Source organism: Dubosiella muris (assembly GCF_004793885.1).
Lineage (GTDB): Bacteria > Bacillota_I > Bacilli_A > Erysipelotrichales > Erysipelotrichaceae > Dubosiella > Dubosiella muris.
Window position 1 is genome coordinate 1 of sequence record NZ_SRYG01000037.1, and the last position, 11,690, is coordinate 11,690.

General features: G+C 52.2%; 9 protein-coding genes. 5 read left to right on the forward strand and 4 right to left on the reverse strand.

The features are described 5' to 3' along the window. Positions 1–79: 79 nt before the first annotated feature. From E5336_RS12655 to E5336_RS12660, 3 genes are read right to left on the reverse strand one after another with little or no spacing between them, the layout of a single operon-like run. Positions 80–1,093 (reverse strand): TPM domain-containing protein, encoded by a 1,014-nt coding sequence (locus E5336_RS12655; protein WP_277820869.1) that lies wholly within the window; start codon positions 1,091–1,093, stop codon positions 80–82. A 4-nt stretch (positions 1,094–1,097) separates the two neighbouring features. Next, positions 1,098–1,718 (reverse strand): LemA family protein, encoded by a 621-nt coding sequence (locus E5336_RS11800; protein ID WP_135981303.1) that lies wholly within the window; start codon positions 1,716–1,718, stop codon positions 1,098–1,100. Between the two features lie 23 nt (positions 1,719–1,741). Then, positions 1,742–2,806: a TPM domain-containing protein gene (locus tag E5336_RS12660; protein ID WP_135981304.1), complete on the reverse strand. Its 1,065-nt coding sequence runs from the start codon at positions 2,804–2,806 to the stop codon at positions 1,742–1,744. 192 nt (positions 2,807–2,998) lie between these two features. On the opposite strand from E5336_RS12660, the gene E5336_RS11810 reads away from it, so the two are divergent. The 5 genes from E5336_RS11810 (at position 2,999) to E5336_RS11830 (ending at position 10,414) form a co-directional block, all read left to right on the forward strand. Beyond that, positions 2,999–3,730 (forward strand): hypothetical protein, encoded by a 732-nt coding sequence (locus tag E5336_RS11810; protein WP_135981305.1) that lies wholly within the window; start codon positions 2,999–3,001, stop codon positions 3,728–3,730. Next, positions 3,720–5,003, forward strand: a complete 1,284-nt coding sequence (gene tig, locus E5336_RS11815; RefSeq protein ID WP_135981306.1) for a trigger factor — start codon at positions 3,720–3,722, stop codon at positions 5,001–5,003. The genes E5336_RS11810 and tig overlap by 11 nt, the downstream gene beginning before the upstream one ends. A 61-nt stretch (positions 5,004–5,064) precedes the next feature. Beyond that, a complete protein-coding gene (gene lon / locus E5336_RS11820) occupies positions 5,065–7,368 on the forward strand; it encodes an endopeptidase La (RefSeq protein ID WP_135981307.1) in 2,304 nt (767 codons plus the stop codon). Positions 7,369–7,372: 4 nt separating this feature from the next. Continuing rightward, entirely contained in the window at positions 7,373–7,969 is a 597-nt protein-coding gene (gene yihA / locus E5336_RS11825; protein ID WP_135981308.1) for a ribosome biogenesis GTP-binding protein YihA/YsxC, read from the forward strand. A gap of 168 nt (positions 7,970–8,137) precedes the next feature. After that, positions 8,138–10,414, forward strand: coding sequence for a DNA topoisomerase (locus E5336_RS11830; RefSeq protein ID WP_135981309.1), 2,277 nt, complete (start codon positions 8,138–8,140; stop codon positions 10,412–10,414). 25 nt (positions 10,415–10,439) lie between these two features. On the opposite strand, the gene E5336_RS11835 is transcribed toward E5336_RS11830, so the two are convergent. Continuing rightward, positions 10,440–11,483 carry a DUF5688 family protein gene (locus tag E5336_RS11835; RefSeq protein ID WP_135981310.1) on the reverse strand — a complete coding sequence of 348 codons (1,044 nt, stop codon included), beginning with the start codon at positions 11,481–11,483 and terminating at the stop codon, positions 10,440–10,442. Between the last annotated feature and the right edge of the window lie 207 nt (positions 11,484–11,690).

An 11,690-nucleotide genomic window follows, 5' to 3' on the forward strand; every position in this document is an offset into this window, starting at 1 on the left:
GTACACTTTAAAATGTATCCTCTAAGACTGCCATTTCTTAACTAAATGACATTGCTTTGCGAAGCTCTTTTTTTGTGTGCTACCAGCTTCCGCCCGAGCCGCCGCCATTGAAGGAGCCGCCACCGCCCGAAAAGCCGCCACCCGAACCGCCGCCGGAAAAGAAGCCGTCGTCGTGGTCTGAGTCAGAGTTGATGCTGATCTGGGTCAGAAAAAACTGGTTCAAATATTTTTCGTTGTTCGCCGCGGAAACCGGTTTGTCGGTCACTTTCACGAACACATAGCGAATCCCCCGTACCGGATTTTCCAAGGTGATCCTCGCTTTTCCCAACGTGCGGGCGTACAGCACGCCATCCGCCACATCCACGATGTCGGGATGGTTGGATGTCGCCGTCGTGTCGGGATCCATGAAATTCCAGCCTGGATGGTGGAGCGTGAATCGCTCGCCTGGATGGAGCATGATCTTGCGGCGCGCCAGCGAGAGGAACACGATCGCTAAAATCGCTCCGACAACGCCAAACGTACCAAAGACAAGACCGAGGATCCAAACCGGATCGTCGTCGTCCTGGGCATACGCTTCCAGCTCGCCTTCGTCAATGCCGTTTTCGATGGCGTCGATCGTGCCGTAATACAAATCCCGGATGCCTTTGGCGTAGTCGCCTTCGCGAAAGGCGGGCACGAGATATTTTTGCTGGAGATGTTCGGTCGCGATATCGGTTAAAGTGCCCTGGATACCGCTGCCGGTCGCCATGAATCGCTGCTTGTCGTCGATGCTTACGAGGATCACGACGCCGTTGTCGAGCTTTTCATGGCCGACACCATAGTCGTTGCCTAGATCCGTGGCGGTTTTCATCGCGTCGGCTCCATGCAGGGAGTCGGTCGTGACGACGATGATTTGCGAGCCGGTCCGGCTGGCGAAGTCGCGTCCCGCTTCGTTGAGATCGCGCTCGGTTTGTTCGTCAAGGATGCCCGCGTAGTCGTTGATGTAGTCGTGGATCGCCAGCGTGTCCTCCTGTGCGAAAACCGGAGCGCTCAAAACAATAAAAAGAAGGAGTCCAGCAAGGACCGGACTCCAAAAACGCATTCCCTTTCGCATGGCTTTAATCGAATTTTACGACTGGCGCGTTTTGCGCGGCGGAAGACGCTTCGAATTTGTCTTTCGGCGTGAAACCGAATAAACCGGCCGCGATGTTGTGCGGGAACGAGCGGATGTACACGTTGTACGTTTGCACATCCTCGTTGTACGTTTCACGGGCGTATGAGATCCGGTTTTCGATGCCCTCGACGCTGGTCATGAAGTCTTTCATCAAATCGGTGGATTTCAGTTCCGGATACGCTTCCACCGCGATATTGATGTCGCGCAGCATTTGCGAGCTGGCGGCGTCCGCCTGCTCCAAGTCGGCCAGCGAAGCGTTGTTTTGGATTTGCATGTTGCCCTGGGCGTCCATGGAAATTCCCGGCGTGTTCGAGCGCAGCGCCGCGATGTCTTTATAGACGTCGTCCTCCTGGTTCATCGCGCCTTGCACGGCCGGCATCAGCTCGTTGATTTTGTCCAGACGGGACTGGAGCTGCGTTTGAATGTTGGATTGGGCGGTCGTGACTTTTTCGTCATAACCAACCATCGTGTTGTACGGTCCGACGACCGAGATGCCCGCGACCAGTGCGATCACGAGCACGACGATGAGCACAATGGCCCATCCTGGAAATTTTCTTCTGTTCATAAAGTACCTTTCTATGGGTTTGCTTACCAGCTTCCGCCGGATCCGCCTCCGCGGAAACCGCCGCCTCCGCCGGAGAATCCGCCTCCGCCTCCACCAAAGCCGCCAAATCCACCGCCGGAGCGCGGTCCCCGATATCCGCCGTTGTGGCGGCCGCCGAGCAGGCTGCCCAGAAGGAACGCGTCAAACACGTCGCTGTCGCGTCGTCTTCGGCCGCCGCTTGAATCGTGACGGGAAACGACGACGGTGTACGTCAAACGCGGTCCATCGAGTTTTTGGATGGTGATGCGCGTCTGGCCGATGTTGTGGGCGGTAACCATGCCATCCGGTGTGATGGAGGCGATGTTTGGATCGTCGCTGCCAACCACGACCGAATCGTTTTGAAAGTTCACGCCAGGCACGGTGAGCCGATATTGCTGGTGCGGCTTGAGATGGAGCGTCGTCTCTTGACGGGATGACGGTTTTTTCGTCAGCACAAACGCGCCAAGCACGAGCACGGCGCCAATCGCGAACAGCCCGGTCCAGTCAAAGGACGCCTGCTTGCGTTGTGTGACTGGCGCCTCGTTTGGCGCGAAATCCGAATCGTCGTCCAGACCATAGGCTTTGGCGATATGGTCGATCGTGTGTTCGTATAAATCGACAAGCCCTTTCGAATAATCGCCTTGGCGAAACGCCGGGACGAGATAATCTTGCTGGAGATGCTCGCAGTCGATATCGGTCAAATCGCCTTCCAGGCCGCTTCCGACCGCCATAAAGCGCTGTTTGTCGTCGATGCTGACGAGAATGAGCACGCCGTTATCGAGCTCGCCGCTACCAAGCTGGGCTTCGTTTGCCGAATCGGTGGCGACTTTCATCGCGTCGGCGCCATGCAGGGAGTCGGTCGTGACGATGACGACTTGCGCGCCGGTCCGGCTGGCAAAAGCCTCGCCTTGCGCGTTGAGATCGGCTTCCGTCTGTGGGTCGAGCACGTTTGCGTAATCGTTGACATAGCCGGTGATTGGAATCGTTTCCTCTCTGGCTTGGGCCGGCACGATCAGCAGAAGCAGGAACAGAAATGTCGAACAAACCCAACTGCTTATTTTTTTCAACATATCTTTTTTCTAATGTTCCTTTCGTGCCGATTATACCATGGAGAAAAAGGGGACTCAAATGGGAAGAAACGCTTTGGCTCATCTGGAGGAAAATGTCCGGTTTTATCAGGGGAAAGCGGTGTTTGACGGCGTTCTCTTCATTGCTTCTTAGCAATCCCTATGATATAATGCCAAGGTACGCAAGGAGGAACTGTGAATCCATATTATCAATCACTGTTAAACGATATCGAATCCATGATACAGGAAGGCCGGTTCGCCGACGCTCTGCGAATCGTCACGGAGGAATTGTCGATGCCGTATGTGGAGCGCGACGCGCTGGAAGCGCTGCGCGGCCGCGAAGCCGACTGCATGGCGCATGTCGATGTCGTTTCCAAACATAAGGAGTTCGACCTTGATGCATTGATCCGCGGCAGCGAAGCGCAGAAAGAAAAGGCGGTTTCCTTGTTGAAACAAATGAATCTGCGCCTGATGGAGCGGGAAGTGCAGACGCTGCTGGACAGCGATCTGGTCGACGAGTTCAAGGGCGAATTGATCGAAGCGCTGATGGAGCAGAAAATCGACACGCCGTATCATGTCGTCAAGGATGGTTTGGATGTCACATTCGTACCGGGCGCGATCATCAAAGCCGACGAGGATCCGTCGATCGTTGAAGCGCGCCGGCTGTTTGAGACGTGGTTTTCGAACGATGACCCCGCGTTTTGTAATTTCTGCAATCGTCTGCTCGATCAGGAAATCTACGAAACCAGACCGTTTGATTTTTCGGACCTGGACGCGCTGCCCTTGGCGAAGAGCATCGTGCGTCTTGTTTACGAAGCCATGGGGCAAAACGACGAACTGCTCCGATTCGAGCAAGCGAATGGATTGGAACAGGTCGAGAACTACACATTAGCAATTGAAAAGCGAGGAGATAACCATGAAATGTAGTTGGACATTAGACAAAGACTCAACAGGTGTATTGACTGTTGAAGTGGAAGGCGAGATCTGGGAGAAAGCGCAGAAGAAAACTTTTTCGAAGCTGAAATCCGGACTGAATATCAAAGGATTCCGGAAAGGGCAGATCCCTGACCAGATGGCAAAGAAATACATCGGCACAGACCATATTTGCGCGGCCGCGGTTGACGAAGTTGCCAACGAGGCCCTGCAGGAAGGCATCAAGGAATTCAAACTCGACCTTGTGGCTCGTCCGGCACTCGATGTCAAGGAAATCAACAAGGACAAAGCCGTGCTTGATTTCACATGCACCGTATCTCCGGAAGTAAAACTGGGCGACTACAAAGCGATCCGGGTGAAGAAACCGGAAGTGGAAGTCACAGAAGAGGAAATCGACAACGAAGTAAAACGGATCCAGGACCGGTACGCGGACTGGGTGATCCGCGAGGACGAGGAGCCGGCGCAAATCGGTGACCAGGTCACGATCGACTTTGTTGGCGAAAAAGACGGCGTTCCATTCGAAGGCGGCGCCGGAAACGACTATCCGCTCGTTTTAGGATCCAACACGTTTATCCCTGGATTTGAAGACCAGCTGGTTGGCGTGAAGGCCGGCGAGGAAAAAGACATTGAAGTGACATTCCCTGAAAACTATCAGGCGCCGGATCTGGCCGGACAAGCCGTGATTTTCAAAGTGAAAGTTCACGATGTCAAATACAAGGAGCTTCCGGAAATCAACGACGAGCTCATCGCCAACTTGAAACGCGAGGGTGTGGAAACCGTTGAACAATATAAAGAGGAAGCGAAAAAAGAGCTTCTTTCCCACAAAGAGCAGGAAGCTGAGAAGAAATTCACCGACGAAGTGCTCGCACAGGTTGTTGACGGCGCAATCGTTGACATCCCTGCGGTGATGATTGATAATGAAGTAGACCGGATGTATCAGCAGTTCGAGCAGAGAATGCAGAGCTCTGGATTCACGGCAAAACAATTTTTGGAAGCTACGCATCAAACAGAGGCCGATATCAAGGAGCAGATGCGCAACGAGGCTGCCAATCGTGTAAAAACGACGCTTGTACTGGAAGCGGTAGCCAATGCCGAGGACTTCAAGATCGACGAAGCCGCCATTGATGAGCAATACAAGCTCATGTCCGACATGTACCAAATGCCGGTTGAGCAGATCAAGGCGATCATCGTTCCGGAAAATATCGAATACGACCTCAAACAGCAAAAGGCCATCGATTATTTGAAGGAAACGGCACAATCTGAATAATCCAATCGAAAAAGGCGCGTCGCGTCTTTTTTCGCTAAAGCCCAAAGAAAGGAGTGGCTATATGAGTGATAAAATTTATCCATTGATTTGCACTCGGGGCGTGATTCTTTTTCCAGATCAGGAAATCGTAATCGACGTAGGAAGAGAACAATCCCTGAAAGCGATCGAAAACGCTCAGGACAACTATGACGATCAAATCGTTTTGTTTTCACAGCTGAAAATGGAACGGGAAAACCCGACGGAAAACGATATTTACACGGTCGGGACGCTGTGCGAAATTCGTCACGTACGGCGGTTTGATAAATTTTTGCGCGTGAAGTTCAAAGGACTGGAACGTGTCAAGTTAAAGCAGTGGATCGACGGATCCTTGTCGGAAATGGCCCATGTTGAGCTGATGCCAAGCGTTCGCCAGGACGAAACGGAAGAAAGCGCGCTTGTGCGGATGGTGGCCAGCGCGTTCGAGCAAATGCATCCCGGCGAGCGTTTCGTTTCCAAAGATTTAATGATCGAGCTTTCGCGCGGCGTGGGAGCGGACGCGTTGTCCGACAAAGCCGTGGCGGCGTTCCCGCTGACGGTGGAGCGCAAACAGCAATACCTGGAAACGACGGGGATCAACGACCGCCTCGTGATGCTGCTGCAAGACTTTGAAAAAGAAAAGAAGATGTCCGAAGTCGAGAAGAAAATCAACGACACGGTGAAGGAACGCATCGACCAGGGGCAAAAAGACTATTATTTGCGTGAAAAGATGCATGCGATCCGCGAAGAGCTCGGCGACATCGTCGAAGCGGACAAAGACGCCGACTCGATTCGCAAGCGCCTTGAGGAAAATCCATATCCTGAATACATTAAGGAAAAAGTCAAAGAGGAGCTCATGCGCTACGAAATGCTCCCGCAAGCCAGCGGCGAGACAGGCGTCATCAAAACGTACATCGACTGGCTCGTGGAACTGCCTTGGTGGCAAACGACCGAGGACAACGAAAACCTCGACTCGGCCCAGCAGATCCTGGACGAGGATCATTATGGACTGGCCAAAGTCAAAGAGCGGATCATGGAGTATTTGGCCGTAAAACAAATGACCAACTCGCTGAAAGCGCCAATCATCTGCCTTGTCGGCCCTCCGGGCGTTGGAAAAACGTCACTGGCCAAAAGCGTGGCCAGAGCGCTGGACCGCAAATTTGTGAAGATGTCGCTTGGCGGCGTGCGCGACGAAGCGGAAATCCGCGGCCATCGCCGCACGTATTTGGGCGCCTTGCCTGGCCGGATCATCCAGGGGATGAAGAAGGCTGGCGTCATCAATCCGGTGTTCCTCATCGACGAGATCGACAAGATGGCGTCCGACTACAAAGGCGATCCATCGAGCGCGATGCTCGAAGTGCTGGATCCGGAGCAAAACAGCATGTTCTCCGACCACTACATCGAGGAACCATACGATTTGTCGAAAGTGCTGTTTATCGCGACAGCCAACTATTTGGAAAACATCCCGCCCGCTTTGCAGGACCGACTGGAAATCATTCAGCTAAGTTCCTATACCGATATTGAAAAAGTCAACATCGCCAAGGAGCATTTGCTTCCAAAACAAATGAAGGAAAACGGCTTGAAGGAAGGCCAGCTCGTCGTGGACGAGGATATGATTTTGTATTTGGTGCGCTATTATACGCGCGAAGCCGGTGTGCGGCAGCTGGAGCGGACGATCGCCAACATTTGCCGGAAAACCGTTCTTGCGATTCTCAAAGATAAAAAAGAGTCGATCGTGCTCGACCGAAAGCTTGTCCACGACTGGCTGGGCAATGAAAAAGTCGACTACGGCAAAAAGGAAAAAGAAGACCAGGTGGGTACCGTCACCGGTTTGGCCTACACGTCGTTTGGCGGGGATATTCTGCAAATCGAAGCCAACCGTTTCGAAGGCAAAGGCCATTTGATCCTGACGGGCCAGCTTGGCGACGTCATGAAGGAATCAGCCAGCATCGCGCTGGATTACATTCGCTCGCACGCCAAAGAGTACGGCATTGATCCAAAAATCTTCGAGAAAACGGATATCCATATCCACGTGCCGGAAGGTGCGGTGCCAAAAGACGGCCCAAGCGCCGGCGTGACGATGACGACCGCGCTGGTATCGTGCCTTTCGGATCGCCCGGTCAAAGCCAATCTAGCCATGACCGGCGAAGTCACGCTGCGCGGCAACGTCCTGCCAATCGGCGGCTTGAAAGAGAAATCGCTGGCGGCGCATCGTTCCGGCATCACGACGATCCTCATTCCAAAAGGCAACGAGAAGGATCTTGAGGAGATCCCGGAGGAAGTGAAAGAAGCGATCACGTTCATTCCGGTCAGCACCGCTTCCAAAGTGCTGGAGCACGCGCTCGTCTAAGCGTATGAAAAGCGAGTTTTTAACAAGCGCCGCCGGCCGCCAGGACTGGCCGGAATCCACACGGCCGGAAATCGTCGTCGTCGGACGAAGCAATGTGGGAAAGAGTTCGTTTATCAACGCGTTCACGAACCGCAAGAAGCTGGCCTATGTCGGCAACACGCCCGGAAAGACGCGGCTGATCAACTTTTTTACGATTGACGACCAATGGACTCTGGTGGATGTGCCCGGCTATGGATACGCGAAAATGTCCAAAGCCCAGCTGGAAAAGCTGGGAAAGATGATGGACGACTACTTTTTGCATCGGGAAAATATCGCGGGGGTCATCCAGCTTGTCGATGGACGGCACGAGCCGACCGCCGACGATGTGGATATGGTGCAGTTCTTTCGGGAAATGGGGTATCCCGTCATTATCGGCGCGACGAAAATCGACAAGGTGCCGAAAACCAAACGAATCGCGGCGTTAAAAAAGATTTCCCAAAAGCTTCAGTTACCGCTTGCGAGCGTTTGTCCGATTAGCAGCGTGGAGAAAACCGGATTCGACAAGGTGCAAAGCCTGATCGACGAAAAGCGGCAGCACTTTGAGCAAAAAAGAGAAAAATAAAAAGGAAATCCTTTTGAGGCGACATCGCGTGGCGGGCTCGATCCGTTGGCGCGAATCGCCTCTTTTTTGCGAGGAAAGGAAAAGAAAACGGGCGAAAAACAGACGATAATCCATCTTGAAAACGGATAATAGTTGCCATGATTCGGCCCAAGATGCTAGTATACCTGTATGATTGGAATTTTAACAGAGAAGGCCAGCGCCGCTCGAAACTTTGAAAAGGCGCTCGGCGGCAAAGAAGGAACTTACAATGGAGAGGCGTATCGCATCACGCACGCCAGAGGGCACTTGTACGAATTGTACGATCCCTCGCAGCAAGTCGACGAAGCGCTCCAAAAGAAATATAAATCTTGGAACACAAAAAACCTTCCGTGGAAACGAGAGGATTTTTTGTGGAAAAAAAAGGAAACAAAAGACGCCGTGGACATTTTAAAACAAATCAAAGCCGATTTGAAAGGATGCGACGAGCTTATTATCGCGACCGATGACGACCCATCCGGGGAGGGAGAATTGCTTGCGTGGGAAATCATCGACGGACTCGCTTTGAAGCCGAAAAAGATTTCACGCATGTACTTTGTCGACGAAAGCAAGCCATCCATTCAAAAAGCGTTTGTCGAACGCAAGCCGCTCGACCAGAAGATGGACAGGGATCTTGATTTCGTCAAGGCGGATTTCCGTTCCAAATGGGATTATTTGTCGATGCAGTTTACGCGCATCGCCACCGCCAACGGCGATGGCAAGTCGGTGCTTCGGCAGGGACGGCTGAAATCGGCCATGGTCAAGATGGTCGGGGATCAGCTTAAAAAAGTCGAAAGCTACAAAAAGGAGCCGTTTTACGAATTGCGGTTCAAAGACGAGAATGGCAATATGTTCATCAAGTCGAAAGCGGCCCGGTTCAAAACGCCGGAGGAAGTCGATATCGCCATCGAATCCAGCCCGGTTGTCGTCGACTCGACGACATTGAAAAAGACGCCGCCGCCCCGCTTGCTTGATTTGGCGGGATTGTCCGCCCAGCTCTCCACCCAGGGGCTGAAAGCGAAAACAGTTTTGTCCACGTACCAGAAAATGTACGAGGATCAAATCGTCAGCTATCCGCGAACCGAGGATAAGACGATCACGCCCGAACAGTTTCAGGAGCTGCTTCCCCTGGCCGACCAGATCGCGCAAATCGTCGGCGTCAAGCCCGAACTGCTTACGTATCGCAAAGCGAGAGCGTCGCACGTCAAGGCGCAGGGAGCGCATGGTGCCAACCGGCCAGGGCCCAACGTGCCTAAATCGTTATCCGATTTGAAAAAGTACGGAGCGGGTGCCGAAAAGATTTACGTTTTGCTCGCGAAAAACTTTTTGGCGATGCTGGCGCCAAACTACGAGTACGAACAGCAAAAAGGCCATCTGGAAAAATATCCGGATTACAAAGCGACAACCGATATTCCAAAATTCAAAGGATGGAAAGCGGTATACAACGCTTCCGATTCCAGCGAAGAAGAGGAAAAGACGAATAAGAAGCTAGGCACCCACGCCGATCCTTTCACGTACGAAGGATTCCCGCCAAAGCCTGTGGCGCCAACGATGAAGTGGCTGATGAAACAGCTCGCTAAATACGAAGTTGGAACCGGCGCGACGCGCACGAGCATTTACGCGGATGTGACCAACGCCAACACGCGCTTTCCTTTGCTTGTGGAAACACGCGGCAAGCTGTCGATGAGCGAGTATGGGAACATCTCGTACCAGCTACTGCCGGGAACGAACATCGGCAATTTGGAAATGACGGAACAGCTTGTCAAACAAATGCAAAAAGTCGGTTTGGGCCAGGCCGATCCGAACGCGTTTCTCGATCAAATGGAACAGCTCGTTATGCAAGACCTCGAGCAAATGAAAGAGAACGGGAAAAAAATCGTTCACAAAACATACGAGCGCAATCCGGACGACTACGTCAAAACGACAATCGACGGAAAGGAAATCGAGTTTAAAAAAGAATTTTCGGGCACCGTCTTCACCCCGGAACAAATCGAGGCACTCAAAAACGGGGAAGTGATCGAGGTGCAGTTTAAAACCAAAGCCGGACAGGAAGTCAAAGCGAAAGGAAAACTCGAAGAGCAGACATTTAAAAAACGAAAGTTTTATGGCTTCAAGCCTTCCGAGTATTTCGATCTGGACGGCAATCCGGTCAAAGACGAAACCGAATACGTGGAATGCACCTGGAATGGCAATCCCGTCAAGTTCAAACGAGTTTTCGGCCAGCATCGGTTCACGGACGAGGAAGTCGAAGCGCTTGTCGCCGGCCAGCAAATCACGACAGAGTTCTTATCCAAAAAAGGCAAGCCATTCAAAGCCAAAGGAAGTCTGCAGGAGCAAGTGTTCCGCGGCCATAAGTTTTTTGGCTTTAAAATCGAAGAGTTTGAAAAGAAGCCAGCTAAATCAAAAAAAGCGTCGAACGAGGAAGCGTAAATTCCTTTCGACGCTTTTTTCTGTCTTAATGAAGGAGATCTGAATCCTTCTCTTGCAACATCTGGACCGAGCCGATGGCGATTTTTTCATCCGATTCCTTGTCGCCGATTTCGAAAAGCACCGGTTCGAAATCCTCGCTGGTATAGTCGCTGGCAATGCAGGTAACCTTCTTTTTATCCCGTTCGTACACGAACAAGTCGTTGGACAGCACATCGCGCGGATCCACCGTCAATGGATTGGCGTTGGAAGCCGCGATCGTCTGAAGCATTCCGCGCTCGTTTTCCTGACCCGTTTTCGCGTAGATGAGAACTTCGTGAATGGAAGAAGGGAAAATATAGAAATCGCTGCCGAATTGCTCGCCGATTTGCGCGAGCACGTCATCCCGCAGCAAGACGCGCGCTCCATTCAAATACGAATCCAGCGTCAAAATGTATAGCCTGTGTCTTTTCAGCGGCTTTTTTGACACCAGCAAATTGTTACGCTCCTTCAGGGCGTTGCCGATCTTCACAAGCAGCGGACGCTCCGCCTGCAGGTTTTTTAACGCCTGCGCATGCAAGGTTTCCTTGGAAATATCCAGCGTTTCGAGCATTTCCGGCGCGATGTCCGCCGACTGCAAGCTTCCCGCGACATGGCCGATTTTGACCCGATACGTCGCGACAAGCGGGCCGCATATAGGGGTGTACACGCCATGCTGACGCAATGGCTCGCAAAGAGAAAGGTCGCGCAGACGAATAAACACGCGTTCGCGCATCGCTTCGTAGGACGTGAGAAGGGAAGAAAGCTGGTCCGTTTTTGGCATTTGGCGACAGACGGCACGCAGCTGGGCGGCCACGTCCTGAAGCAGGCTGTCCAGGTTGTTTTCGCGCTTTAGACACGTCTTGATGACTTCCACTGGAATTTGGATCCCAAAGCCATGGCCCGACAACGTGACGCTGACCGCCTCGTATTCGACGTTTTCCTTGCGCATCGTGTGGAACTCGACTTGAAAACGTTCCTTCTGGTCGCCAAAAAACAACGGTAGCCGCGTTTGGATGAGATCAACGATCTCTTTTTGATTGATGTTTTTCATGAATTGATTTCTCCTTTGAATGAAAATAAGCATAAATAAATAAATTCGATCGGAATGATCGTACAAAAATAAAAAGAATTCATAAGAAGGGAATTGGAATGTCGTTTTCAAACGACAAGATTACTTTAGCACATCTTTAGCAAATAGGGAAGAAATAAATATCCACCGGCTAAGCCGGTGGTTTTTCAGATGCGGGCATAGCCCTGC

Bases quoted from the DNA above. Each gene is read 5' to 3' on its own strand.
- E5336_RS12655 (WP_277820869.1), bottom strand. From the start codon at position 1,093: ATGCGAAAGGGAATGCGTTTTTGGAGTCCGGTCCTTGCTGGACTCCTT.
- E5336_RS11800 (WP_135981303.1), bottom strand. From the start codon at position 1,718: ATGAACAGAAGAAAATTTCCAGGATGGGCCATTGTGCTCATCGTCGTG.
- E5336_RS12660 (WP_135981304.1), bottom strand. From the start codon at position 2,806: ATGTTGAAAAAAATAAGCAGTTGGGTTTGTTCGACATTTCTGTTCCTG.
- tig (WP_135981306.1), top strand. From the start codon at position 3,720: ATGAAATGTAGTTGGACATTAGACAAAGACTCAACAGGTGTATTGACT.
- lon (WP_135981307.1), top strand. From the start codon at position 5,065: ATGAGTGATAAAATTTATCCATTGATTTGCACTCGGGGCGTGATTCTT.
- yihA (WP_135981308.1), top strand. From the start codon at position 7,373: ATGAAAAGCGAGTTTTTAACAAGCGCCGCCGGCCGCCAGGACTGGCCG.
- E5336_RS11830 (WP_135981309.1), top strand. From the start codon at position 8,138: ATGATTGGAATTTTAACAGAGAAGGCCAGCGCCGCTCGAAACTTTGAA.
- E5336_RS11835 (WP_135981310.1), bottom strand. From the start codon at position 11,483: ATGAAAAACATCAATCAAAAAGAGATCGTTGATCTCATCCAAACGCGG.